Origin of the sequence: Rhizobium lusitanum (assembly GCF_014189535.1) — a bacterium.
In the GTDB taxonomy this organism is placed as follows: domain Bacteria; phylum Pseudomonadota; class Alphaproteobacteria; order Rhizobiales; family Rhizobiaceae; genus Rhizobium; species Rhizobium lusitanum_C.
In genome coordinates this window covers 2,276,294-2,302,118 of the sequence record NZ_CP050308.1, presented here as the reverse complement: position 1 = coordinate 2,302,118, position 25,825 = coordinate 2,276,294, and the positions used below count along the sequence as shown (strand labels likewise).

Here is a 25,825-nt window from a genome sequence, read left to right as displayed (position 1 = left end):
CTTTCGTTGTAGCTTAGGCCGATGGCTGGCCTGAAATCCATGTCTGGGTCACGTCGATGCCGTCGGTGATATGGACGAGATCGGCGCGGGCGCCGGGCGTCAGGTAACCGCGATCGGCAAGCCGCAGGAAGCGGGCCGGATAGGAGGTCGCCATGCGCAAAGCTTCCGCCAGCGGCAGTTCTAGGATGTTGACGCCGTAGCGGATGGTCGAGGCCATATCGACGTCGGAGCCGGCGAGCGTGCCGTCGTCCAAAGTCAGTTTCGAGCAATAGCCGCCCTTGGTGCGATAGACCGTGCGGCCGTTCAGCGAGAAGCTTTCGAGATCGGTGCCGACCAGTGACATGGCGTCGGTGACGAAGAACAGCCGACCCTCGCCGCGCTTGGCGCGGATCGCGATACGCAGCGCGCGCGGATCGACATGATGGCCGTCGGCGATGATGCCGCACCAGGGGGCGGGATGATCGATGGCAGCGCCCACGAGGCCGGGTGCGCGGTGGCCCATCTGGCTCATGGCGTTGAAAAGATGGGTGACGCCGCGAGCACCTGCGTCAAAGCGGGTGTCTGCCGCATCCGCGGTGCAATCACTATGGCCGATGCTGACGATGACGCCGGCTTCGCTCAGCGCCTGCACCTGACGTTCTGTCACCTGTTCCGCGGCCATGGTGATCAGCAGCGTGCCGATCGCCTCGCGGGCGCGGATGAAGGTTTTGACGTCGCTGTCCTCGACCGGGCGCATCAGCTCGGCCAGATGCGCGCCCTTGCGGGCCGGGGCCAGATGCGGGCCCTCGAGATGCAGGCCGGCGACGCCGCGATTGGCCTTGACGGCCTCGATCGCCGCTTCGATGGCTGCCGTGGTGGCGGCCGCGACATCGGTGATCAGTGTCGGCAGCAGTGCGGTGGTGCCAAAGGGGCGATGCCCCTCGGCGATCATGTACATGGATTCGGGCGACGGATCGTCGTTCAGCATGCGGCCGCCGCCGCCGTTTACCTGCGCGTCGATGAAGCCGGGCGACAGCACGCCGCCGTCAAGGCGGATCGCCTCGGCATTGTCGGGCGCATCATTGGCGGCGGTGATCGCCTGCACTCGGCCATTGCCGATCACCAGCGCGCTATCCTCGTGAAACCGATCGCCGTCGAAGATGCGTGCGCCGGTAAAGACCTGATAGTCCATCACATGGTCTCCGTCACCTTGAGAAGATTGGCCGGCTTGTCGGGATCGAAGCCCTTGCGCCGCGTTACCGCTTCGATGAGGCGATAGTAGCAGAGCAGCGACACCAGCGGGTCGAGCAGGCCGTTGCCGGTAGTGGGCATGCGCAGGTTGATGCCGGGGAGGGGTGCTGTGGAAAAGGAGACGGCGGTGGCGCCGAGCTTCTGCAGGCGCTCCAATGCCTGGGCATTGTTGGCGAAGGCGGCATCGTCGGGCGAGAAGGCGACAATCGGAAAGCCCGGCTGCACCAGCCGCATCGGGCCGTGCATCAACTCGGCGAGCGAGAAGGCTTCGGCATGCAGGCCGGCGGTTTCCTTGGCCTTCAACGCCGCTTCCAGCGCGATGGCGAAGGCCGGGCCGCGACCGCCGGTATAGAGCGAGGTGGCGTTGAAGAGCACGTCTTCGGCAGCCTTGCCGTCGATCCCCGTTGTCGCGGCCAGCGCTTCAGGTAGTCGGGCGAGGCCGGCAGCAAGTGTTTGGTCGCCCGAGATTGCTGCCGTGACGCCAGTCAGCGCCGCGACGGCGGCGATGAAGGACTTGGTGGCGGCGACGCTTTTTTCCGGGCCGGCATTGAGGCCGAGCACGAGATCGGCTTCCTTGGCGAGCGGGCTGTCGGTGACGTTGACGATGGCGATGGTCGTGGCGCCGCCCAGCTTGGCGGCGGCCTGCAACGCGATGATGTCGGGGCTGCCGCCGGATTGCGACACGGTAAAGTGGATGCCGCCCTTCAGGTGCAGGGGCGTGCCATAGACCGAAGCGATCGACGGGCCGATCGAGGCGACGGGCACGCCGCAGGAGATTTCGAAGAGATATTTGAAGAAGGTGGCGGCATGGTCGGAGGAGCCGCGCGCCGCCGTGGTGATCAAGGAGGGGCGGGCCGAGGAGAAGAGCTTTGCGATTTCGGCAAAGACGGGCTTTTCTTTCTCAAGCAGGGTCGCGACCACCTCCGGCGACTGGCCGGCCTCGGTCAGCATCAAGGATTGGGTCTCGCTCATAGGTCTTCTCCGATTCTCAATTCAGCAACGAAATCATAGGCATCGCCACGATAGTGCGAGCGGGTGTATTCAACGACGCGCTGGTCTTCCAGCCGGGAAATACGTTCGATCAAAAGCGCGGGCGCGCCGGATTTTACATTCAGGATCGACGCAGAAGATGGATCGAGCGTCACCGCCGTCAGTCGCTGCAACGCGCGGACCGGCTTGAAGCCGTTCCCCGCCAGCGCATCATAGAGCGAACCTTCGGAAACCGCATCCTCGCCCAGAAATTTGATCGGAACGACGGCGCGTTCGATGGCGAGCGGCTGCCCGTCCGCCAGTCGCAACCGGTCGAGCCGTAGCACGGGTTCATCGAGGCGAAGGCCAAGCAGGAAGGATTCTTCCGGGGCGGGGGCGCTGACGGTGCGCGACAGGATCCTTGCCGCGGGCTCGCGGCCACGCGAGCGCATATCGGCGGAGAAAGACGAGAGGCGCCAGAGTGATTGCTCGATACGCTCGACATGCTGTGACACGAAGGTGCCGCTGCCATGGCGCGATTCGATGGCGCCGGAGGCAAGCAGGTCGCGATAGGCGGTGCGAACCGTGACGCGGCCGACCTGCAAGGCTTCGGCGAGATCGCGCTCGCCCGGCAGCGCCGCTCCCGCTTTCAGCAGGCCTTCCTGAATGAGGCCCGCGAGCGCCTGCGCCAGGCGCTTGTACAGCGGGCCGGTCCCCGCTTCGTCGCGCAGGCCACGGCTGTTCAGCTCAGCGATTAAACTGGTTCTATCCATGGAGATTATGTAGAACCTATTTAGAACCAGTCTGCAAGATGATTCTGGCGTGCTGGCTGAAAATCAAACGGCCGGGCGTGATAAGCGCCCGGCCGATGCCAACGGGATAGAGCGCTGTCGGCTCAGCTCTTTGTGAAGATATAGTCGGTTTCCTGCCGCAGCACTTCGCCGGGGCGAAGGACGGCATTCGGAAAGCCTTCATGGTTGATGGCGTCCGGCCAGACCTGGGTTTCGAGGCAGAAGCCGGCGAAGGGGCCGATCTTCTGACCGTCATGGCCGGGAACGGGAACATCGAGCTTGAAGCCGGCATAGAACTGTACGCCGGGTTCGGTCGTGCGCACTTCCAGCGAGACGCCGGAATTGACGCTGCGCGCCAGCACCACGGAGCGCTTGGCGGTGCGTTCCGGCGACAGGCAGAAATTATGGTCGTAGAGCGCCTGTTCTGATCCGTCGAAGCGCTTCATCGATGCCATTTCGCGGAAGTCGAAGGTGGTGCCTTCGACGGAGCGCACTTCGCCGGTCGGCACCTGCTTCTCATCCGTTGGGGTATAGTGATCGGCGGCGATCATGATGTCGTGGCCAAGCGCGTCGTCGCGGCCGTCGAGATTGAAATAGGCATGCTGGCAGACATTGGCGAGCGTCGGCTGGTCGCTGGTCGATTCATAGGTGACCGAGAATTCGCCATTGCCATGCACCCAATAGGTCGCCTGGATCGTGCAATTGCCGGGATAGCCGGCGCGGCCGTCGGGATCGACGATCTTCAGCACGACGCGGTCGACCGCATGCTCAACGATCGTCCAGTTGCGCTTGGCGGTGTTGTCCTTGCCGCCGTGCAGGTGGGTGACGCCCTTCTCGTTGAGCTCGAGCTGGTAGTCCTTACCATCAAGCGCGAAGCGGCCGGCGCCGATGCGGTTGGCACAGCGGCCGGGCGTGGCGCCGAAATAGGAGGAATGGGCCGGATAGTCGGCGAAATTGTCGAAGCCGAGGAGGAGTGCCGGGCCGTGGCCGTCGAGCCGCAGGTCCTGAATGACAGCACCCCAGCTGATGATATGCGCCGTCAGGCCGCCGCCAACGATCTTAGCGCGATAGACTGTTTCACCGCTCGGCGTCGTTCCGAAAACTTCCCGTTGCAAACTGTTTTCCGTCATATCAGCTCATCCATTCCTATCAGAAATTCGAGGCCAGACCCTGCCCCCATTCGCGCCGATCCGCAACCAGTTCGAATGCGAAATTTAGGGGCGATGGAATGCCGATTAAGGCTTGGTTCGGGTTTCTCTTCATCGGCTTCGGAGTTGTCAAACTGCGCTGTAAATGTGCAGTGCATACGACAGATGGGTTCGTTTCCTGTTCGGAATTGTCACCGCGACAATTCCCGCGTCGCCCTCTCTAGCCCGCCGAGCGTCAGCGGATACATCCGGTCGGAAAACAGGCGGCGGATGATGGAGATCGAGGTGGTGTGGCTCCAATAGTCCTCGGGCACGGGATTGAGCCAGACGCATTTGCGGAAATGGCCGGTCATGCGGTTGAGCCAGGCTTCGCCGGCTTCCTTGTTCCAGTGCTCCACCGAGCCGCCTGGTTGGACGATCTCGTAGGGGCTCATCGAGGCGTCGCCAACGAAGATGATGCGGTAATCGGGGCCAAAAGTGCGGATCAGGTCTGATGTCGCGGTGATGTCGACGCGTCGGCGGCGATTGTCCTTCCATACGCCTTCATAGAGGCAATTGTGGAAGTAGAAATATTCCATGTGCCGGAATTCGGCGCGCGCGGCGGAGAAGAGTTCCTCAACCACGCGGATATGGTCGTCCATCGAGCCGCCAATATCGAAGAACATCAGCAGCTTGACGGCATTGCGCCGCTCCGGCCGCGTCTGGACATCGAGATAGCCGTGTTCGGCGGTGGAGCGGATCGTGCCGGAGAGGTCGAGTTCGTCGGCGGCACCTTCACGCACCCAGCGGCGCAGCCGTTTCAGCGCCAGCTTGATGTTGCGGGTGCCGAGTTCGACGCCGTCGTCAAGGTTTTGAAATTCCCGCCGGTCCCAGACCTTCACCGCCTTGCGGTGCTTGGATGTCTCCTGGCCGATGCGCACGCCCTCGGGATTGTAGCCATGCGCACCGAAGGGCGAGGTGCCGGCCGTGCCGATCCATTTCGAGCCGCCTTGATGCCGCCCCTTCTGCTCGGCGAGACGCTGGCGCAGCGTCTCCATCAGCTTTTCGAAGCCGCCGAGCGCCTCGACCAGCTTCTTTTCCTCTTCCGTCAGATGTTTCTCAGTGAGCTTGCGCAGCCATTCCTCGGGAATGGTGGCCGCCTCACTCGCCTCAGTGCCGCCGCCGATCGCCTCGACGCCACGGAAATAATCGGCGAAGACCTGGTCGAAACGGTCGATGAATCGCTCGTCCTTGATCAGCGTTGTGCGGGCCAGATAATAGAAGGCTTCGACGTCATAGTCGGCGATCCCTTCCTCCATTCCCTCCAGAAGCGACAGGAATTCCCGGAGCGTCACCGGAACCTTCGCTTCCTTCAGTTTCAGGAAGAAGAGAATGAACAAGGGTCAGGACCTCTCGTTGCCGATCTCCTCCAGATCATAGGACGTGGTCTGGTAGAGTTCGTTGATCCAGTTGCCGAAGAACAGATGCGCATGGCTGCGCCAACGGTTCTGCGGTGGGATTTCCGGGTCGTTATGCGGGAAATAATTATGCGGCATCTTGATCGGCACGCCGGCATTCACGTCCCGGAAATATTCATCCGCCAGCGACGTGGAATCATACTCCACATGATTGAACATGTAGAGCCGGTTGCAGTCGCGCTCATGCACCAGGCAGATGCCCATCTCGCTCGATTCCATCAGGATCTCGAGGTTCGGCACCTTCTCGATGTCGGCGCGGCGCACTTCGGTCCAGCGCGATACCGGCACGGCAAAGTCATCGGAGAAGCCGTTGAGATAGACCGAGGATGGCTTCAGGTTCTGGTGACGATAGACGCCGAAGGCTTTCTCCTTCAGCGTATATTTCGGCACCTTGTGGAAGTGATAGGCCGCCGCCATGGCGCCCCAGCAGACATTCAGCGTCGAATGGACATTGGTCGTCGTCCAGTCGAAGATCTGCTTCATCTCGTCCCAATAAGTGACCTCTTCGTACTCCAGCAGCTCGATCGGCGCGCCTGTGATGATGAAGCCGTCGAACTTGCGGTGCTTCACCTCTTCCCAGGTATGATAGAAGGAGAGCAGATGTTCTTCGGACGTGTTCTTGGCCTTGTGGCCGCCGACGCGGACCAGCGAGAATTCCACCTGCAACGGCGAGGCGCCGACCAGGCGCGCCATCTGCACCTCGGTTTTGATCTTGTTCGGCATGAGGTTGAGAAGCCCGATCTGAAGGGGACGGATATCCTGACGGATCGCCATCGTTTCAGTCATCACCCGCACACCCTCGTTCTGAAGGGCTTCGAACGCGGGCAGCGTGTCGGGAATCTTGATGGGCATCGTTACCACTCGACCAAAAAACAAAAACCGGCCGCGATCATGAATCGCTACCGGTCCGCACGCGGCCCTTTAGCGACTTATTTAACGTGGCTGCAAGCCGGCCGGCCAAATCACCACAAGGCAAATTCAATAAACCCGCGGCCTCTATCGGTCAATGGGGAAGCGCTTGAGGGAAAAGCCGGTGTCGGGCTGCATGCCGGTGGCCTCTACAGATCTTCAAGGAAGTGCTGCATGCCGTAGCCGAGACGCTGCCTTGCCGCCACGATCGGCAGCCAGAAGAAGCGGAAGCGGATCGGGTCGCTGCCGTCGAACGGCGTCATTTCGAGATGGAGCCAGCTATCCGGCGTTGCTTCGGGCAGGGTGCAGCGGAAATAGTGTCTCTGATGATGGTATTCGCGCCCGTCCTTTTCGAAGCGGTAGTCGTGAATGCCAAGCGGACGTAATTCGGTCGCCGCAAGCCCGGTCTCTTCCTCGAATTCGCGTCTCGCCGCTGCAGCTATATCCTCGCCGGGCTCGACGGTGCCGCCGGGAACCTGCAGCTCGACAGCGGGAAAGTCCGGTTCGTCGAAGACCAGCAAATGCCGGTCGCGCAGTGCATAAATCAGGACTTTGACGGCATCCGGCCGCATTATTTCGACTGACCCCGCGCCATGAAAGCCAGCCGTTCGAAGAGGTGGACATCCTGCTCGTTCTTCAACAGCGCGCCGTGCAGCTTCGGCAGGACGGTCTTCGCATCGACACGCAGGGTGGCCGGATCGACATCGTCGGCGACAAGGAGGCGGATCCAGTCGAGCGCCTCTGAGGTGGACGGCTTCTTTTTCAGGCCCGGCACATCGCGGATCTCGAAAAATTGGGCCAGTGCCGCCCGCACCAGCGTCTGCTTGATGCCGGGATAATGCACCTCGACAATGCGCGTCAGCGTCTCAATGTCGGGAAAGCGGATGTAGTGGAAGAAGCAGCGGCGCAGGAAGGCGTCGGGCAACTCCTTTTCATTGTTGGAGGTGATGATGACGATCGGCCGGATGGCGGCGCGGATGGTTTCGCCGGTCTCGTAGACATGGAATTCCATGCGGTCGAGTTCCTGCAGCAGGTCGTTCGGGAATTCGATGTCCGCCTTGTCGATCTCATCGATCAGCAGCACGCATTTCTGCGACGCCGTGAAAGCCTGCCAGAGCTTGCCCCGCCGGATATAGTTCCGGACATCATGGACGCGCTCGTCGCCTAGCTGGCTGTCGCGCAGGCGAGAGACGGCATCGTATTCGTAGAGGCCCTGCTGCGCCTTCGTGGTCGATTTGATGTTCCATTCGATCAGGTCGAGACCGAGAGCGGTTGCCACCTGACGGGCCAGCTCCGTCTTACCGGTGCCCGGCTCGCCCTTCACCAGAAGCGGCCGTTCCAGCCGGATGGCGGCATTGACGGCGACCATCAAATCCTTGTCGGCGATATAGTCCGCAGTTCCCTGAAATTGCATCGGAAGGCTTTCATCAATATTTGAGGCGCAAGCTAGTCCCTGGCCTTAATCGGTTCAAGGCATGAGTCGGTGTATATATTGAACGTGATCGCCCTGATGAACTGCGTGGATGGACATGTGGGCAGGTGATGGTTAACTGACGGTACGTGCGTCGCAGGGAAGTATTGATGGCAGTTGAAACGCAAGCCGCGCCGAATAATCAGGGAAACGACCGGGTCGGATACGATTTCAGCGTTCTCTATCGGCTGAGGATGATGTTTTCCGCCTTTTGGGGTTCGGCGGTCCGCATCAAGATCATTTCGCTGACAGTCTCGCTGTTCGTGATCATTATGGTCACGGCCTATGTCCAGGTCCTGCTCAATAGTTGGAATGCGCCGTTTTATGATTCGCTGGCGCGGCGCGATACTGGCGCCTTCTTCCACCAGCTTGGCGTTTTCGGCATCATTGCCGGCTCGCTTCTCGTCCTCAATGTCATCCAGGCCTGGTTCAACCAGATGACCGCGCTCTATATGCGCGAGGGCCTGGCGCGCGATCTCGTCGATCAATGGCTGAAGGCCAAGCGCGCCCTTCGTCTCGCCTCTTCCGGCCTGATCGGCGTCAATCCCGACCAGCGACTGCACGAGGATGCGCGCAATCTCGCTGAGAGCACCACGGGCCTGGCGATCGGCCTGGTGCAGGCGACGATCCTGCTCCTGAGCTTTATCGGCGTGCTCTGGGAACTGTCCAATGGCATGGTCTTCCATTACAACGACATGAGCTTCTCGATCCCCGGCTACATGGTCTGGGCGGCGATCATCTATGCCGGTTCGGCGTCGTTCCTCAGCCAGTTTGTCGGCCGCCGGCTGGTGCGGCTGAATGCTGACCGCTACTCCAAGGAAGCCGAACTGCGCTTTGCGCTGATGCATGCCAACGAACATATGCCGGCGATCACCATTGCCAGCGGTCAGGAGAACGAGCGCCGGCGGATCAATCTCGATATTTCCGCCGTGCTTGCCGTCATCCGCCAGCTTGCCATCGCCAATACCAATCTCACATGGGTCTCGGCCGGCTACGGCTGGCTGGTGCTGATCATTCCGATCCTGGTGGCTGCGCCCGCCTATTTCTCCGGCGGGCTGACTTTTGGCCAGCTGATGGTGGCGGTCGGCGCCTTCAATCAGGTCAATACGGCCCTGCGCTGGTATGTCGCCAACTTCGGGCCGATCGCCGAATGGCGCGCGACGCTGATGCGCGTCACCGATTTCCGCCAAGCGCTGATGGAAATGGACGATACGACGCCGATGCCGCACACCATCACCTTCGACCAGGCAGCCCCCGGTACGATGGCATGGACCGACATGGAGATTTCCACCAAGACCAGTGAGGATGCCATGGAAAATGGCTTCCGCATTCGCGAGGGCTCGGTGACCATTGCCGCCGGCGAGCACATCATGGTCAATGGCGATCATGGCGTGAACCGCAGGCTGCTGTTCCAGTCGCTGGCGCATCAATGGAATTGCGGCTCGGGCACGATCAGCATGCCGCCGATGGAAGACATGCTGTTCATGCCGCACACGCCCTATGTGCCGGGCGGTACGCTCCGGGAAGCGATCTGTTTCCCCGAGGATCGGGATGCCTATGATGATGCCGCCATCGAGGCTGCGATGGACAAGGTCGGCCTTAGTCGCCTCAAGGCCCGGCTCGACACGCAGGCGCGCTGGGACCGACTGCTGGACAATGACGAGCAGAAGGCCATCGCTTTCGCGCATTTGCTGCTGGCAAAGCCGAAATGGATCATCCTCGACGAAGTCATGGAAGGGCTGGAACTGGATATCCAGGCCAAGTTCTCGGCGCTGCTGACGGAGTTTACCGAGGCGACCGTGATCTATATCGGCCGCTCCGACGCCTATCTCCAGGCGATGTCGCCGCGCGTGCTGCATCTGCAGGCGCTGGTGCCGCATGAGGAGGAAGTCGCCGAGGCAACCGCGCAGCCGGTACCGGACGAGGAGCCGGAGGTGGATAGCAAGAAGGCGAATGCGCCTTCGCGGTGAGCGATCTCTGCTTGGATGTTGACTTAGAAAACAAAAAAACGCCCCGTCGATCAAGACAGGGCGTTCTTTATAAAACCACAAGGCCGATTGCTCAGTCCTTGGCGCGCTCGACGTAGGAAACGTCTTCCGTGGCGATGACGACGCGGGTGCCGGCGTTGATGTGCGGCGGCACCAGGGTGCGCACGCCATTCGACAGGATCGCAGGCTTGTAGGAGGAGGAGGCGGTCTGACCCTTGACGACCGGTTCCGTCTCGGCGATTTCCAGCGTGACGTGGCGCGGCAGCTGGAGTGCCAGCGCAATACCTTCATGCATCGACAGCACGCAGGTCATGCCTTCCTGCAGGAAAGCCTTCTGGTCGCCCATGGTTTCGACATCGACGACGACCTGATCATAGGAGGACGGGTTCATGAAGTGGAAGCCTTCGCCGTCTTCATAGAGATACTGGAAGTTCACGTCTTCGACGAAGGCGCGCTCGACCTGCTCGGTGGTGCGCCAGCGCTCGGATACCTTCACGCCATCGACGATGCGGCGCATGTCGACCTGGGTAACCGGCGTACCCTTGCCCGGATGAAAGTTCGCGGCGGTGAGAACGACGTAGAGCTTGCCGTCGACGTCGAGAACGTTGCCCTTGCGGACCGAAGAGGCGATGACCTTGACCATAAGACTTCCTTGTAACTCGGCTTGTCGCGTCGTAGAGGACTGTCGAAATACACCTCAAGACGCAGTATTGTTTGCTTGGGGGCGCAACTATCCTAAATCAGGGGAAATAGCCACCCCCCAACCCAGGCGATACCGAGAAGAAGCGAGCGATGGAGCCAACGAGCAGCAGAGCGTCCCCCCTGGTGGACCCGCAGCGTCCATGCGGACCGGCGGCCGTTCCTCCTTGGCCGTAACGCCATCCAGGCGGCGCTGCGTGGTTTCTTCGCGCGCAACGACTTCATCGAGGTTGATACGGCAACGCTGCAGGTGTCGCCGGGCAACGAGGCGCATCTGCATGCCTTCGCCACCGAGGCACTGACGACGGACGGCCAGGCGGCGCCGTTCTATCTGCATACCTCGCCGGAATTTGCCTGCAAGAAGCTGCTGGCCGCCGGCGAGGAGCGCATCGCCTGCTTCGCCCATGTCTATCGCAATCGCGAGCGCGGGCCGCTGCACCATCCGGAATTCACCATGCTGGAATGGTATCGGGCCGGCGAGACTTATGAGGCGTTGATGGCCGATTGCGCCCAGTTGTTGGCGCTGGCGGCGGAGACGGTCGGCGCGAAGAAGTTTACCTATCGCGGCGCGGAGACCGATCCGTTCCTCGTGCCGGAACGTATCAGCGTTGCTGCCGCCTTCGAGCGTCATGCCGGGATCGACCTGCTCGGGTCGGTCGGTCTTGACGGCTCCACGGATCGCGAGCATCTGGCGGCCGAAATGCGGCGTGTCGGCATGCGTGTTGCGAATGACGATCATTGGGCTGATCTTTTCAGTCGCGTGCTCGTCGAGAAGGTCGAGCCCTATCTCGGCTTTGGCCGGGCGACGATTCTCGACGAGTACCCGGTTTCGGAGGCGGCGCTTGCCCGGCCTTCGGCTGGGGATCATCGCGTGGCGGAACGCTTCGAGCTCTATGTCTGTGGCGTCGAGCTTGCCAATGCTTTCGGCGAACTCACCAATGCTAGAGAGCAGCGGCGGCGGTTCGAGATCGAGATGGCGGAGAAGGTGCGGATCTACGGCGAGACCTATCCGCTGGATGAGGATTTTCTTGAAGCCCTTGCCGTCATGCCGGAGGCGAGCGGCATTGCGCTGGGCTTCGACCGGCTGGTAATGTTGGCGACAGGGGCTTCCAGGATCGAGCAGGTGCTCTGGGCGCCGGTATCGGAGTTTGGTTCATGAATGTGATGCGCCCGATCAGGAATGTCGATGATCTCGAGCAGGCCGGCTTGATTGATAGCGGCGAAGCGCTTTCGCTGGAGGCGGTGGCGGAACGCTATGCCATCGCCCTGACGCCGACGATCGCCCGTTTGATCGACAAGGCCGATCCCGCCGATCCCATCGCCCGGCAATTCGTGCCGGATATGGCCGAACTCGTTGTCACGCCGGAGGAGCGGGCCGATCCGATCAGCGATCATGCCTATAGTCCGGTCGAGGGTATTGTTCACCGCTATCCCGACCGCGTTCTGCTGAAGGCCGTGCATGTCTGCCCGGTCTATTGTCGGTTCTGTTTCCGCCGTGAGATGGTCGGGCCGCAAGGGCTCGGGACGCTGGACGGGCCGGCGCTTGATGCCGCCTTTGCCTATATCCGCGATCACGAGGAAATCTGGGAGGTCATCCTCACCGGTGGCGATCCGCTGGTGCTGTCGCCGCGACGGCTGGAAGAGATGCTGCGGCAGCTTGCCGCTATCGAACATGTGAAGATCGTTCGCTTCCATACCCGCGTGCCCGTGGTCGATCCGCTGAAGATCGACGAGGCGCTGATTGCCGCGCTAAAGGCGAGCGGCAAGACCGTATACGTGGCGTTGCATGCCAATCATCCGCGCGAATTGACGGCGAAGGCGCGCGTTGCCTGCGCCCGCTTGGTGGATGCCGGCATTGTTCTGGTCAGCCAATCTGTGCTGTTGAAGGGTGTCAACGACGATCCGGATGTGCTGGCTTCTTTGATGAAGGCTTTCGTCGAAACGCGGATCAAGCCCTACTATCTGCACCACCCGGATCTTGCCCCCGGCACCAGCCATTTCCGGCTGACGATCGCGGAAGGCCGGGAGATCGTCGCGGCGCTGCGCGGCCGCATTTCCGGTCTTTGTCAGCCCACTTATATTCTCGATATTCCCGGTGGCCACGGCAAGGCGGATATAGGCAAGAGTGCTGTTCGTGACGTCGGCGAAGGTTGCTATTCCATCTCGGACTATCGCGGCGGCGAGCATGTCTATCCGCCGGAGGGATAGGGTGGCTATATTGTGTTTCTTCTTGTCTCACGACACCCGCTACATGGCATTTTCTGAGTGAAACGCCTTTCGTAACTCGGCGCATTAACCTTGCGGCCAAGTGCCATTTTTCCGCATGAAATCCCATATAAACTTTAGAATTCCAAGATATTGCTTCATAACCGATGGGTTGCATGGCTTAAATAGCGTTAACTTTATTTAGTATATGCTTAAATATGGGATTTTATTACCAAGTATAGCCTATTTATATTTACCACGTCGCTTAGCGGAATTTTTTATGTTATCTGTTACTTCCTGACCCAAGATTAAGGCGATGTTGTCGCCGTCATGTTGCGATTGCTTGGAGGGACTACGGATGAATGAGACGATTCGCGATTTGCTGGCCAAGTTTGGCGCGCTTCCCGTTACGCTGGACCAGGTTGCCGACGATGCCGATCTCTATGCGGCGGGGCTGTCTTCCTTTGCGTCGGTGCAGTTGATGCTCGGCATCGAAGACGCCTTCGACATCGAATTTCCCGACAATCTGCTCAACCGCAAATCCTTTGCCAGCATCATTGCCATCGAAAAGACGGTCGGCATGATCCTGGACAGCCGAAAGGTCGCCTGATGAACGTGGCGGTCGCTTTGGTTGATGCTGGGGCCGGCGACAAGATGGCCGTGCGGGCTGCCCGCGTGGCGGCGATCGCAGGCACGCATGCCGATGCTGTCGACCTCGAGGGCCGCTTCCCACAAGAGGCAGTCGAAGCGATGCGGGCCGAGAAGCTGTTGTCGGTCCAGATCTCCGAAGAACTTGGCGGCGAGGGCGCCTCGATCACCGAGATCGCCGAGCTTTGCTCCATCCTCGGGCAGACCTGTGCCGCCAGCGCCATGGTGTTCGCCATGCATCAGATCAAGCTGTCGAGCCTGGTCGAACACGGCGCCGGCAGCGACTGGCACCGCGATTTCATGCGCCGCATCGCGGGGGAACAGCTTCTGCTGGCCTCGGCGACGACGGAAGGCGGGATCGGCGGCAATCTGCGCAACAGCATCTGCGCCATCAAGGTCGAGGGCGACAGCTGTTTTCTGGAGAAGGACGCGACCGTCATCTCTTATGGCGCCCATGCCGATGCGATCCTGATTACCTCGCGCAGCCATGCCGAAGCGGCCTCGTCCGATCAGGTACTGACCGTTTTTCTGAGGGGTCAATACACGCTTGAACGCACCGTCGAGTGGAACACGCTCGGCATGCGCGGCACCTGTTCCGACGGCTTCCTCTTCAAGGGCGAAGCGCCTGCCGTGCAGATCCTGCCGAAGCCCTTTGCCGAGATTGCCGCGCAGTCGATGCTGGCAAGCTCGCATCTGCTCTGGAGCGGCGTCTGGTATGGCATCGCCGCCGATGCCGTCGCCCGCGCCCAGGCTTTCGTGCGCGCCGCCGCCCGCAAATCGCCGGGCACTCAACCGCCCGGCGCGTTGCGGCTGGCGGAGGTCTCCGGCCTGCTGCAAATGGTGAAATCCAACGTCGTCGCCGGGCTGAAAACCTATGAAGAGGCGAAGGTCGATGCTGATCGTCTCTCCTCCATGGCCTTTGCCGTTGCCATGAACAACGTCAAGATCGCGTCGTCGGAGATGATCCTGCCGATCATCAACCACGCCATGCTGATCTGCGGCATCATGGGCTACAAGAACGGCACGCCTTATAGTCTCGGACGCCATCTGCGCGACGCCCATTCCGCTCAATTGATGATCTCGAACGACCGCATTCTCGGCAATACGTCGACCATGCTGCTCGTTCATAAACAAGATACCAGCCTGTTGGGGTAATCGTCATGGATATGCAAACATCGTTTCTCGACCGCCTTTTCGAATCCGGTCTTCTGATCGACACCGGCGTTGACGGTCTTTATGGCCGTAGCGGCCAGTTCGAAGATGTCATTGCCGCTTTCGAGCGGCTGATCGACCGTTTCGGCGGCGCCGATGGCGCTGAAGCCATCCGCTTTCCGCCGGGCATGAACCGCGCCTTCTTCGAGACCAGCGGCTACATGAAGAGCTTTCCGCAGCTTGCCGGCACTGTGCACAGCTTCTGTGGCAGTGAACTCGACCATATGAGCCTCTTGAAATGCATGGAGGTGGGCGAAGACTGGACGAAAGAACAGCAAGCGACCGATATCGTGCTGACGCCGGCTGCCTGCTATCCGCTTTACCCGACGGTCGCCAAGCGTGGCGCATTGCCGGAAGGCGGCGCGCTCTTCGATCTGCAATCCTATTGCTTCCGCCATGAGCCCTCCAAGGATCCGGCCCGCCAGCAGCTGTTCCGTATGCGCGAATATGTCTGCATGGGCACTGACACGCACGTGACCGACTTCCGCCAGAGCTGGATGGATCGTGGTATCGAGATGATGAAGGCCGTCGGCCTCGACGTCGTCATCGATGTCGCCAATGATCCGTTCTTCGGCCGCGCCGGCAAGATGCTCGCCAACAACCAGCGCGACCAGAACCTGAAGTTCGAGCTGCTGATCCCGATCACATCGTCCGCCAATCCGACTGCCTGCATGAGTTTCAACTATCATCAGGACGCCTTCGGCGCGAAATGGGGCCTGAGTTTTGCGGATGGCAGCGTGGCGCATACGGCCTGCGTCGGCTTCGGCCTGGAGCGCATCGCGCTGGCGCTGTTCCATCATCACGGCCTCGATACCAAGGATTGGCCAGAGAGCGTGCGCAAGGCGCTGTGGGGCTGATCGTGGCTTCCATCTTTGCGGGCCTGGATCCTGCCGCCTACAAACCACATGCGCTGCACGACAGCGAGCGCATGTGGCCGGAAACCAATTGCTATATTGATCTCTGGATCGAAGTACTGTCGAGCCTTAAGCTGCCGCCGGAAGCCATGCTCGGCTTCACCATGGGTCAGGATTTCGAGGGCGACCAGTTCACCTTCTTCAAGGCGCCGCTCGAGGATCTAGAGGCGCTCTACGGCATCCGCTGCACGGAACTGGCGATCTACGACAAGGTGGAGCGCCATGTCCCCGAGCAGATCGACCGCGGCCGGCTCTGCCTCGTCGAGATGGATTCTTTCTACATGCCCGACACGCAGGGCGTCGGTTATCGCCGTGAGCATGGCAAGACGACGGTCGCCATTAACCGGCTGGATCTGGCGGGCCGCGAGCTGGATTATTTCCACAATGGTGGTTTCTTCCAGCTGTCGGGCGAGGATTTCGACGGGCTGTTCCAGCTGCATCTGACGGACGAAGACCTGCCCTTCCTGCCCTATACGGAATTCGCGAAGTTTCCGCAGACCAAGCCCGGCGAGGCGGCTATCCGGCAGACGTCGAGACAGCTCCTGGTCTTCCATTTCCGCCGCCGTCCTGTCGCCAATCCCATCCGCGCTTTCGCGGCGGTTTTCCCGGCGCAGGTGGAAGCTTTGGCCGAGCGACCCTTCGGCTTCTTCCATAAATATGCCTTCAACACGCTGCGCCAGCTCGGTGCCAATTTCGAGCTGGCGGGCAGTCATCTCGATTGGCTGTCGGCGGATTTTGCCGAGGTTTCCGCGCAGGCACGGCGGATTTCTGAAGTGGCGAAATCCGTGCAGTTTCAGCTCGCCCGCGCCATCACGCGCAAGAAATTCGAGCCGTTGCAGACGGCGCTTGATCCGGCGGCGGATGCATGGGATTCCATGATGGGGCTGCTGGAACAAAAGCTTTAGGGATCCAATGCACGGGCGTTTGGCTGATATCAGCGGCAAGACGTTGCTGAGCGAAGGATGGAATCTGGTTCTGACGGATGCGGGCGCCTGCGCCTCGCCTTCGGACCTGTCGTCTTCGGCCGGTCTCATCCCGGCACCGGTACCGGGCACGGTGGCCGAGGCACTGGAAAAGGCCGGGCTTTTCGACCGGGAACATCCGCACCCGCTGAACGACCGGGACGCCTGGTATCTCTGCCGATTGGTCGATGCCGAGGCCGGCCATGCCGTGCTGCGGCTCGAGGGATTGGCGACGCTCTGCGAAGTCTTCCTGAACGGACGGAAAATCCTGGTCTCCGAGAGCATGTTCGAAGCGCATGATCTCGCTGTTCACCTGCAGGGCGGCGATGAGCTGGCTCTATGTTTCCGCGCGCTGGAACCGCGCCTTACTGAGCCCGGCCCGCGCGCCCGCTGGCGACCGCAGATGATCACGCCGCAGGGCTTGCGGCTGGTGCGCACGACGCTGCTTGGCCATATGCCCGGCTGGTGCCCGGAAATCCATGCGGTGGGTCCGTGGCGGCCAGTTTCGCTGCTGCGTCCGCACAAGCCGATCATTCGCGACCTTTCGCTGCGTCCAGACCTGCTGGAGGACGGCGAGGGCCGGCTCTATGCCTCTCTGTCGATCGAGGGGCATGTCAGCGAGGTCATGCTTCGCTGCGGCGAGGTCGAACAGGCTTTCGAGCGGGATAGTCACGGCCGCTGCACGGCGATCCTGAAGATCCCCGGCGTGACGCCATGGTGGCCACACACGCATGGCACACCGCATCTCCATGACGTTACGCTGGTGATCGATGGCCTCGAGCATCCGCTTGGGCGCACCGGTTTTCGCCGGCTGGCTGTCGATCGCGGCGTGGATGGCCGGGATTTCGGCCTGATCGTCAATGGCGAGCGCATCTTCTGCCGTGGCGCGGTCTGGACCACGGCGGATATCGTGCGGTTGCCCGGTGGTCGAGAGGATTACGAACCCTGGCTGCGGCTGGCGACGGAGGCCGGCATGAACATGATCCGCATCGGCGGCACCATGGCCTATGAGACGCCGGAGTTCTTCAAGCTCTGCGACGAGCTAGGCCTGCTGGTCTGGCAAGATTTCATGTTCGCCAACTTCGACTATCCGAAGGGTGACAAGGGTTTTAACGCCCATGTCGAGGCGGAAGTCTCGCAGTTTCTCTCCGGCACGAGGCTGTCGCCTTCGCTCGCTGTGCTTTGCGGCGGTAGCGAAATGCATCAGCAGGCGGCGATGCTTGGTCTGCCGGAGCGCTTTTGGGCAAGTCCCATCGTGGAGGAGATCATTCCAACGGTCGTGCAGTCTCTGCGGCCCGACGTGCCCTATGTCGTCAACTCTCCCTCCGGCGGCGCCATACCGTTTTCCGCGAATGAAGGGGTGACGCATTATTACGGCGTCGGGGCCTATATGCGGCCGCTCGACGATGCGCGTCGCGCCGATGTCCGTTTCGCAGCGGAAAGCCTGGCTTTCGCGCATGTGCCGCAGGCCCGGACGCTGTCGCGGCATCTGCCGGTCCCTCCAGTCCATAGTCCGCTATGGAAGGAGCGCGTGCCGCGCGATCGCGGCGCCTCCTGGGATTTCGAGGATGTGCGGGATCATTATCTTAGAGAGCTCTACGGTTTCGAGCCGGATCGGCTGCGGCGGGAGGACCCTGACCTTTATCTTGCCCTCTCGCGGGCTGTCACCGGCGAGGTCGCGGAAGAGACCTTTGCCGAATGGCGCCGGCAGGGTTCGGGCTGCAACGGCGCGCTGGTCTGGACGCTGCAGGACCTGCTCCCCGGCCCCGGCTGGGGCGTGATCGATTCGACCGGCGAGCCGAAGCCCGTATGGTATGCGCTGCGCCGCGCTTTCCGGCCGGTGCAGGTGCTGCTTACCGACGAAGGCACCAACGGGCTGGATGTGCATGTGATCAACGAGAGCGATCTGGCGCTTGAGCTCGATCTTGAAGTTTCCTGCCTGCGCGACGGACGGCAGAGGGTCGTGGGTGGAAGGCGAGAGTTGACGATCGAAGCGCGAACCAAGGAGAAGATCGCCTGCACCGACCTCTTCGGCGCCTTCTTCGATACCACCTATGCCTTCCGCTTCGGCCCGCCCTCGCATGATGTCACGGTGGCACAGCTTACGGCTCGCGATACGGGTGCGTTGATTACCGAGGCTTTCCATTTTCCTTTAGGCAGGACGAAAGCCTTCCACGCGGCGGAAATCGCGACATCCGTTTCACAGCAGGATGGCGACTGGTTCCTCGATCTGCGTAGCGATCGCTTGGCGCAGTCGGTCCAGGTCGATTTCGAAGCCTATCGGGTGGAGGATGACTGGTTCCATCTGGCACCGGGCGTGACACGGCGGCTGCGGCTTCAGTCGAGAGCCGGAATTGCGGTCGAAACGGTTCCGACAGGCCAGATCAAAGCCGTCGGTAGCCGGAAAATAATCGAAGTTTAATGGTCGCGGAAAATTCCAAGCCATTAAAATTGCAAGAAGGGAGGTCCGTTTCTTGCGCTGGTAGGCCGGAAACTAAATGCGTCCCTGCCTACCCATGCTCTGGTAAAAACCAAGAATTAGACGAGGGACGAACCCTCGCCTAATCCTCAGCTTCTGCGTTCTCGCCCACCAGGGGCGAGACAGGCCCCACCTGCGTCAGCAGCCTTTTTACAACGTTGTCCCATCCGGCCCGAACAAATGACAACGCTCGGGATCGATGCGGATATTCACGGTTTCGCCGGCGCGGATCGCCTGCTGGTCTTCCAGCGCGATCGTCAGCGACTGGCTCCCGTGCAAGGTGGCATAGAGGATTGTCTGACCGCCGAGATGTTCGACCAGATCGACATGGGCACTGCCGAGTGCGAGGCCGCGATCGCTGACGTTCAGATGTTCCGGGCGTGCGCCGAGCGTCACGCTGTCTCCGGGCTTAATGCCGCCCAGCCGTCGCGGCAGGCGAACGGTCTGGCCGTTGAGGTCGATGACGGCGGAGCCATCGTCCGATGCGACGATCTTCGCTTCCAGGAAGTTCATCTTTGGCGAGCCGATGAAGCCAGCGACGAATTTGTTCTTCGGCTTGTTGTAGAGATCGAGCGGCGCGCCGACCTGTTCGATGCGGCCGCCGTTCAGCACCACGATCTTGTCGGCCATGGTCATGGCCTCGGTCTGGTCGTGGGTGACGTAGATCATGGTATTGCCGAGCCGCTGGTGCAAACGGGCGATCTCGACGCGCATCTGCACGCGCAATTCGGCGTCGAGGTTGGAGAGCGGTTCATCGAAGAGGAAGATGTTGGGCTCGCGCACGATGGCGCGGCCGATGGCGACGCGCTGGCGCTGGCCGCCGGAAAGCTGCTTCGGCTTGCGTTGCAGGAGCTGCGTGATCTGCAGGACCTCGGCCGCCTTTTCGACGCGCGGGTGGATGTCCTGCTTCTTCATGCCGGCTGTCTCCAGGCCGAAAGCGAGGTTCTTGTAGACCGACATATGCGGATAAAGCGCATAAGACTGGAACACCATGGCGATGCCGCGCTTGGAGGCGGGAACATCGTTCATGCGGGTGCCGTCAAGATAGAGCGTGCCGCCGGAAATCGGCTCCAGCCCGGCGATCATGCGCAGCAGCGTGGACTTGCCGCAGCCGGATGGGCCGACGAAGACGGTGAACTCCCCCGGTTCGATTTCCAGGTCGATGCCGTGAACGACCTCGAGTTCGCCATAACGCTTGATGATTTTCTGCAGCGAGACGCTGGTCGCCATGGGCGCATCCTCCTTGTTCGTCCTGATGGCTCGCGCGGCAACGTTCATGCCGGCCTCCAGCTCTTGTATTTGGTGCTTTCCGGACCGACCGGAAAACGGACTTCGGTGCGGGTTTCCGACGATTCGTAGAAGGCGGTCACCAGCTCCAGCGCCTGACGCGCGTCGACGGTGGTCACCGGCAGCGGCCCGCCGGAGACCAAGGCCTCATGAAACAGCTTCATCTGCGTGTTGAAGCGGATCGGGACAGGCGTCCAGTCGGCAAGCAGCGCGTCGATCTTCTCTGCAATCTCGTCATTGGCGGGGACGATTTTCCACGGATCCTGGCCGGGGCTATAGGGCTCGTGATTGCTCTCGATCAATACGTTTTCGAAGCAGAGGCGCAGGCGGCTGATCTGCTCCTGCGAGCCGAGCGTGGCGCTGATCGTCGCAAGCGCGCCATTCTCCATCAGCAGGCTGGCGCTGGCACAATCTTCCACCTCGATATCGTTGACGCGGGTGGCGACACGGCCGAAGAGCCCGGCGATCGGTCCCATAAGGAAGGTCAGCATGTCGTGCAGGTGGATCGAATGCGTCATCAGCACGCCGCCGAGCTCCGTCGCCCATTTGCCGCGCCAGGGGACGGCATAATAGTCGGCGCCGCGCACCCAATGGGTTTCCGAGGTGGCGACGTAGGCTTTGCCGGCAATACCGGCCTCGATGATGCGCTTGGCCTTCTGGATGCCGTCGCCGTAGCGGTACTGGAAGATCGGCATCAGCCGGCCCTTGGCTGTCTTTTCCGCCGCGATCACGGCGTCGATATCGGCAAGCGAGCCGACCAGCGGCTTTTCGCAGACGACACTCTTGCCGGCGGCGAGCGCCTGCAGGATCATTTCGAAATGCGAGCCGGGCGGCGTGCAGATATCGATGATGTCGATATCCGGCATGTTCAGCACTTCGACGAAATCCTTGAGGCGTCTGGTGATGCCGAATTCGTCGCCGACAGCGTTCAGGCGTTCCTCGTTGAGATCGCAGAGCACGGCGACCTCGAAGCGATCGGAATGCGGCAGATAGCCCTCGACAATATGGGAGCGGCCGATGCCGAGACCGATGACCGCGACTTTCTTGATGTCGGACATGTCCAGATTACCTCTGCAAGCTGTTGAGCGATGTCGCTTCGGCCAGAGCCTGCGCCTTCAGCGCCAGCTCCATGGCCTTGAAGCAATGTTCCTGCCCCATCGCGGTTTCGGTGCGGTCGCGAATATCGGCGGCCAGTTGCCGGCCAAAGGGCAGCTCGACCTCGCTGCAATCGATATGCTGCATGCCCTTGCGATCGGTGAGGAAGAGATGGTCCGCGCCGGGACGGCCGGCAACGTCGAGATATTTGCGCAGTTCGATCGTGCCTTCGGTGCCGACGATGAACAGGCGGCCATCGCCCCAGGTCGAGAGACCGTCGGGCGTGAACCAGTCGACGCGGACATAGCCGGTGACATCGGGCGTTCTCACATGGAAATCGCCATAGTCCTGCAGGCCCGGTGTCTCGGGATTGGCGCGGTTGGAAACGGTTGCCGACAGGATCTCGGCTTCGAGCGAGCCGGCGAAGAACAGGAACTGTTCGCATTGATGCGAGGCGATGTCGGCAATGATGCCGCCATAGCGCTTGCGGTCGAAGAACCACTCCGGCCGGGTCGGCTTGCGCAGCCGGTGGGGGCCAAGGCCCGTGGTGTGGATGACCTTGCCGATGGCGCCGGCCTGCACCAGCTCGCCGGCCTTGACTGTGGAGGCTGTCTCGAAATGCTCGGAATAGAGAATGGAGACGATGCGCTTGGTCTCGGCCTGCACCCGGCGGACCTCGGCGAGCTGATCCAGCGTCACCATGCCCGGCTTGTCGAGCATCACGTCCTTGCCGTGGCGCATGGCCTCGATCGCAAGGCCGGCCCGTTCGCTGGAGATTGCGGCGCTGAGGATCAGCGCGATGGAACGATCTTCGAGGATCTCTCTCTTGTCGGCAACGCGCTTTGCCTGCGGAAAGCGCTCCGCGAAGACGGCCGCAAGGTCGTCCTCGATGGCGTGGAAGGCGACCAGTTCCGCGCCTGCCCGGAGCATGACGTTGACCTGGCCGTAGATGTGATCGTGGTTGATACCGATGGCGGCAAAGCGCAGGGCGCTCATGCGATATTCCTTTCAGTGGATTTGGCGATACGATCCCAATTGCTCCGCGGCTTTTGGGATCGCGTTTTCGTTTTCAGCGTTTGAGACCGGCCGTGGCGATGCCATCGATCAGCAGTCTCTGGAAGAACAGGAAGATCAGGAAGACGGGGATCAGCGAGAGGCTCGACATGGCGAACAGGCTGCTCCAGTCGGAGCTTCCGGTCGAGTCCACGAAGGAGCGCAGGCCGAGCTGCACCGTGTAGGTATTGATATCTGAGAGATAGATCAGCGGACCGAAGAAGTCGTCCCAGGTCCAGATGAAGGAGAAGATGGCGGCGGTGGCGAGAACCGGCAACGACAGCGGCAGCATGATGCGCCAGTAGATGCGCCAGGGGCTGCACCCGTCCATCATCGCCGCTTCGTCCAGTTCGCGCGGGATGCCGCGGAAGAACTGCACCATCAGGAAGATGAAGAAGGCGTCGACCGCGAGGAATTTCGGAACGACGAGCGGCAACATGGTCTTCACCCAGCCGAGCTTGAGGAAGAGGATATATTGCGGGATCAGCGTCACATGATAGGGCAGCATCAGCGTGCCGAGCATCAGCGCGAACCAGAAACTCTTGCCCCAGAAATTCAGCCGCGCGAAGGCATAGGCCGCCAGCGAGCAGGATATGACGTTGCCGATGACCGAGAGCACGGCGATGACGACGGAGTTCCAGACGAAGGAGCCGAAGTTCACCTGTCCGCCGAACCAGCCGCGCGGAAACGAGCTGAAGTCGAAATGCGAGGGGATCAGCGATGCCGTTCCGAAGATCTCGTTCTGATCCTTGACCGAACCGGAGAGCATCCACAGCAGCGGATAAAGCATCAAGATCGACGCACCGATTAGCGCGACATGGATGAGGATGGAGAAGAACCAGGGGCGCTCGCGCGGCGGGCTCAGATCTTCGGGAAAGTGGGTGAGCTTCGCGTCAGTCATCGTAATGAACCCAATAACGAGCGGAGAGGAAGGAGAAGGCGGTGAAGATTGCGATGATGATCACCAGGATCCAGGCGAGCGCCGAGGCATAGCCCATGCGGAAATAGCCGAAGGCTTCCTGGTAGAGGTAGAGGGTATAGAACAGCGTCGAGTCGATCGGCCCGCCGGTGCCGGAGGAAATCACATAGGCCGGCGTGAAGGCCTTGAAGGCGTCGATGGTCTGCACGACGGCGTTGAAGAAGATCACCGGGGTCAAAAGCGGCAGGGTGATCTTGAAGAAGATCCGCACCTTGGAGGCGCCATCGAGACTGGCGGCCTCATAGAGATCGGTGGGGATCTGCCGAAGACCGGCCAGAAAGATGATCATCGGTGAGCCGAATTGCCAGACGGCCAGGATAACAAGCGTATAGAGCGAATAGTCCGGATTGGAGATCCAGCTCGGGCCGTTGATGCCGAAGAGATACCAGAGCAGCGTGTTGACGACGCCGTCGGCATCGAAAATCTGCCGCCAGAGCACGGCGATGGCAACGCTGGAGCCGAGCAGTGACGGCAGGTAGAAGATGGCGCGATAGACCGGCAGGCCGCGAATGCCGCGGTTGAGCAACAGCGCCACCAGCAGCGCGAAGGTAAGCTTCAGCGGCACGGAACAGACGACATAGAACAGCGTCACCTTCATCGACGAGATAAACTTGTCGTCGGCGGTGGCGATGCGCACGTAATTGTCCAGCCCGACCCAATCCGGCGCTTGCAGCAGGTTATAGTCGGTCAAGGACAGATAGAGCGAGGCGATCGCCGGCCCCAGCGTCAGGCCGAAAAAGCCGATCAGCCAGGGCAGGAGAAAGAGATAGCCTGGCGCATTGCGCGAGAACGCGCTCGGCGCCTTGTAAATGGTCGTGACGCGCGCTGGCGCGTTCGCGCCGATGGCCAAGCCATCGGCAACGCTGTTGCTGTTTGTACCCACGGTATCAGCCTCGCGTTATGTTTGCTGCTGCCTGTTCGACGAATTTCGTTGCGCCGTCCTGCGTGCTGCTTTTGCCAAAGGCGACTTCCTCGGCGATTTTTTTCAAGAGGAACGCATTTTCGCCGGCGCCGTTCGGCGGAGCTGGCGGCAGTGCTCCGACATGCGGTGTCAGGCGGCCGATATAGTCGACGACCTGCTTGCTGATTGCATCGAGGTCCTGCGTCAGAAGATCGCGGATCTTCGGCGAGGCGGGAACGCCGCGCTCGACGCCGAGCGTCTTGGCGCCGTCAGGACTTTCGACCAGATAGTTGATGAAGGCGACGGCGGCGTCCTTGTTGGCGGAACTCGCCGAAACCGACATCAGCATCGACGGCTTCAGGTATTGGCCGGGCTTGCTGTCCGGGTTGCTGGGATAAGCGATCAGATCCAGCTTTTCCTTGACGAGGCCCTGGATGGCGACGAACTGGTTGGAATGGGCGTAGCTGACAGCCGCCTTTTTGGTCACGAGCATGTCGGTTTCAATGGTCTGCTGGTCGAGTGCCTGCACGTCGGCCGGCACGCAGGCGCCGCTTTTGCGCAATTCGGCCCAGAAGGCGAACCATTCGGCGGCGTCCTTGGCCTCGAAGCCGAGCTTGCCGTCATTGGTGTAGAGCGCCTTGCCGTGTTGGCGCAGCCAGCATTCGAGAGCGGGCTCCCCGCCGCTTTGATCGCCGGTGCCGTAGAAACCACGGCGCTTCTTGGCGGCGGTGACCTTGGCGCAGGCGTCGCCAAGCTGCTCCCATGTAATGCCGTCATGCGGCTGTTCAACGCCAGCTTCCTGCCAGGCGGCGGCATTGACGACGACCATCGAGGAGTTGACCCCGAGGTTGACGCCATAAATCTTGCCGTCGACTTTGCCGGAATTGATGTTGGGAGCGCCGAAATCCTCTATCGCGAGGCTCTTGCCGAGGTAGGGCGTCATATCGAGCAGCGTGCCGCGGCGCGCATATTCGAAGATGTAGCGATAATCCATCTGGATGAGGTCGGGCGCATTGCCGCCGGCGGTCTGCGTGGCGAGACGCGTCCAGTAGCTGTCCCAGCCGAAGGTTTCACCGGCGATGCTTACGTCCGGGTTCTTCGCCTGATAGGCCTTTACGGCTGCGAATGTGCGGTCGGCGCGTTCCTTGGATCCCCACCAAAGAAGCCGCATCGCTGTTGCCGCATTGGCGCGGCCAAGTCCGATACTGCCGAAAGCAAGCGTTGCTGCCATGCCGGCAAGCAATTGCCGGCGGTCGATCGTTAAAGTCATCCTGGTCTCCTCCCCAGTTAACCGATGATCTACGAACTGCTATGCAAGATATAACTATTTGGTTACAAGTTGGATAGAAACGCGACCGCTGTCAAGCACCAATCGTATCACAATCAAAACGACGCGCGCTGAAGCTAGAGGCGCTCGTCGTCAGAGAG

At 61.1% G+C, this 25,825-nt stretch carries 23 protein-coding genes and 1 riboswitch; of the genes, 8 read left to right on the top strand and 15 right to left on the bottom strand.

The window, feature by feature from the left end:
- Positions 1 to 13 precede the first annotated feature (13 nt).
- From nagA to HB780_RS24855, 8 genes are all read right to left on the bottom strand, one after another.
- Positions 14 to 1,171 (bottom strand): N-acetylglucosamine-6-phosphate deacetylase, encoded by a 1,158-nt coding sequence (gene nagA / locus HB780_RS24890; RefSeq protein ID WP_183690027.1) that lies wholly within the window; start codon positions 1,169 to 1,171, stop codon positions 14 to 16.
- Positions 1,171 to 2,202 carry an SIS domain-containing protein gene (locus HB780_RS24885; protein WP_183690022.1) on the bottom strand — a complete coding sequence of 344 codons (1,032 nt, stop codon included), beginning with the start codon at positions 2,200 to 2,202 and terminating at the stop codon, positions 1,171 to 1,173. Before HB780_RS24885 ends, nagA begins: the two co-directional genes overlap by 1 nt.
- Entirely contained in the window at positions 2,199 to 2,972 is a 774-nt protein-coding gene (locus HB780_RS24880) for a GntR family transcriptional regulator (RefSeq protein WP_047453513.1), read from the bottom strand. The genes HB780_RS24885 and HB780_RS24880 overlap by 4 nt, the downstream gene beginning before the upstream one ends.
- Positions 2,973 to 3,094: 122 nt before the next feature.
- The gene (locus HB780_RS24875; RefSeq protein WP_183690020.1) at positions 3,095 to 4,120 is read right to left on the bottom strand and encodes an aldose epimerase family protein; all 1,026 of its coding nucleotides are present in this window, start codon (positions 4,118 to 4,120) and stop codon (positions 3,095 to 3,097) included.
- Between the two features lie 209 nt (positions 4,121 to 4,329).
- The gene (locus tag HB780_RS24870; protein WP_183690018.1) at positions 4,330 to 5,517 is read right to left on the bottom strand and encodes a vWA domain-containing protein; all 1,188 of its coding nucleotides are present in this window, start codon (positions 5,515 to 5,517) and stop codon (positions 4,330 to 4,332) included.
- A gap of 3 nt (positions 5,518 to 5,520) precedes the next feature.
- Entirely contained in the window at positions 5,521 to 6,447 is a 927-nt protein-coding gene (gene metA, locus HB780_RS24865; protein WP_183690016.1) for a homoserine O-acetyltransferase MetA, read from the bottom strand.
- 49 nt (positions 6,448 to 6,496) lie between these two features.
- Positions 6,497 to 6,574: riboswitch (SAM riboswitch) on the bottom strand.
- Between the two features lie 79 nt (positions 6,575 to 6,653).
- On the bottom strand, positions 6,654 to 7,076 hold the full coding sequence (locus HB780_RS24860) for an NUDIX hydrolase (RefSeq protein WP_183690014.1): 423 nt from the start codon (positions 7,074 to 7,076) through the stop codon (positions 6,654 to 6,656).
- Positions 7,076 to 7,918 (bottom strand): AAA family ATPase, encoded by an 843-nt coding sequence (locus tag HB780_RS24855; RefSeq protein ID WP_183690012.1) that lies wholly within the window; start codon positions 7,916 to 7,918, stop codon positions 7,076 to 7,078. Before HB780_RS24855 ends, HB780_RS24860 begins: the two co-directional genes overlap by 1 nt.
- 167 nt (positions 7,919 to 8,085) lie before the next feature.
- Here HB780_RS24855 and HB780_RS24850 point away from each other — a divergent pair, with 167 nt between their 5' ends.
- Entirely contained in the window at positions 8,086 to 9,945 is a 1,860-nt protein-coding gene (locus HB780_RS24850) for an ABC transporter ATP-binding protein/permease (protein WP_183690010.1), read from the top strand.
- 91 nt (positions 9,946 to 10,036) lie between these two features.
- On the opposite strand, the gene efp is transcribed toward HB780_RS24850, so the two are convergent.
- Positions 10,037 to 10,606 carry an elongation factor P gene (gene efp / locus HB780_RS24845; RefSeq protein ID WP_183690008.1) on the bottom strand — a complete coding sequence of 190 codons (570 nt, stop codon included), beginning with the start codon at positions 10,604 to 10,606 and terminating at the stop codon, positions 10,037 to 10,039.
- 129 nt (positions 10,607 to 10,735) lie between these two features.
- Between efp and epmA the strand changes: the two genes are divergently transcribed.
- From epmA to HB780_RS24810, 7 genes are all read left to right on the top strand, one after another.
- Entirely contained in the window at positions 10,736 to 11,821 is a 1,086-nt protein-coding gene (gene epmA, locus HB780_RS24840) for an EF-P lysine aminoacylase EpmA (protein ID WP_183697441.1), read from the top strand.
- Entirely contained in the window at positions 11,818 to 12,870 is a 1,053-nt protein-coding gene (locus tag HB780_RS24835) for a lysine-2,3-aminomutase-like protein (protein WP_183690007.1), read from the top strand. Before epmA ends, HB780_RS24835 begins: the two co-directional genes overlap by 4 nt.
- 355 nt (positions 12,871 to 13,225) lie before the next feature.
- Positions 13,226 to 13,477 carry an acyl carrier protein gene (locus HB780_RS24830; RefSeq protein WP_183690006.1) on the top strand — a complete coding sequence of 84 codons (252 nt, stop codon included), beginning with the start codon at positions 13,226 to 13,228 and terminating at the stop codon, positions 13,475 to 13,477.
- Positions 13,477 to 14,670, top strand: a complete 1,194-nt coding sequence (locus tag HB780_RS24825; protein WP_183690005.1) for an acyl-CoA dehydrogenase family protein — start codon at positions 13,477 to 13,479, stop codon at positions 14,668 to 14,670. Before HB780_RS24830 ends, HB780_RS24825 begins: the two co-directional genes overlap by 1 nt.
- A 5-nt stretch (positions 14,671 to 14,675) precedes the next feature.
- Positions 14,676 to 15,584 carry an amino acid--[acyl-carrier-protein] ligase gene (locus HB780_RS24820; RefSeq protein ID WP_183690004.1) on the top strand — a complete coding sequence of 303 codons (909 nt, stop codon included), beginning with the start codon at positions 14,676 to 14,678 and terminating at the stop codon, positions 15,582 to 15,584.
- Between the two features lie 2 nt (positions 15,585 to 15,586).
- Positions 15,587 to 16,546 (top strand): DUF1839 family protein, encoded by a 960-nt coding sequence (locus HB780_RS24815; RefSeq protein ID WP_183690003.1) that lies wholly within the window; start codon positions 15,587 to 15,589, stop codon positions 16,544 to 16,546.
- A gap of 7 nt (positions 16,547 to 16,553) precedes the next feature.
- On the top strand, positions 16,554 to 19,025 hold the full coding sequence (locus tag HB780_RS24810; protein ID WP_183690002.1) for a glycoside hydrolase family 2 protein: 2,472 nt from the start codon (positions 16,554 to 16,556) through the stop codon (positions 19,023 to 19,025).
- 207 nt (positions 19,026 to 19,232) lie between these two features.
- Here HB780_RS24810 and HB780_RS24805 read toward each other — a convergent pair whose 3' ends face one another.
- The 6 genes from HB780_RS24805 to HB780_RS24780 all read right to left on the bottom strand — a co-directional run bounded on the left by HB780_RS24805 (position 19,233) and on the right by HB780_RS24780 (position 25,667).
- Complete coding sequence (locus tag HB780_RS24805; protein WP_183697437.1) at positions 19,233 to 20,312, bottom strand: ABC transporter ATP-binding protein; 1,080 nt, start codon at positions 20,310 to 20,312, stop codon at positions 19,233 to 19,235.
- A gap of 44 nt (positions 20,313 to 20,356) precedes the next feature.
- Positions 20,357 to 21,427, bottom strand: a complete 1,071-nt coding sequence (locus HB780_RS24800; RefSeq protein ID WP_183690001.1) for a Gfo/Idh/MocA family protein — start codon at positions 21,425 to 21,427, stop codon at positions 20,357 to 20,359.
- A gap of 7 nt (positions 21,428 to 21,434) precedes the next feature.
- Complete coding sequence (locus tag HB780_RS24795) at positions 21,435 to 22,460, bottom strand: Gfo/Idh/MocA family protein (RefSeq protein WP_183690000.1); 1,026 nt, start codon at positions 22,458 to 22,460, stop codon at positions 21,435 to 21,437.
- A 73-nt stretch (positions 22,461 to 22,533) separates the two neighbouring features.
- Complete coding sequence (locus HB780_RS24790) at positions 22,534 to 23,418, bottom strand: carbohydrate ABC transporter permease (protein WP_183689999.1); 885 nt, start codon at positions 23,416 to 23,418, stop codon at positions 22,534 to 22,536.
- Positions 23,411 to 24,346, bottom strand: coding sequence for a carbohydrate ABC transporter permease (locus HB780_RS24785; RefSeq protein ID WP_404944002.1), 936 nt, complete (start codon positions 24,344 to 24,346; stop codon positions 23,411 to 23,413). Before HB780_RS24785 ends, HB780_RS24790 begins: the two co-directional genes overlap by 8 nt.
- 37 nt (positions 24,347 to 24,383) lie before the next feature.
- Entirely contained in the window at positions 24,384 to 25,667 is a 1,284-nt protein-coding gene (locus HB780_RS24780; RefSeq protein WP_183689997.1) for an ABC transporter substrate-binding protein, read from the bottom strand.
- Positions 25,668 to 25,825: the final 158 nt, after the last annotated feature.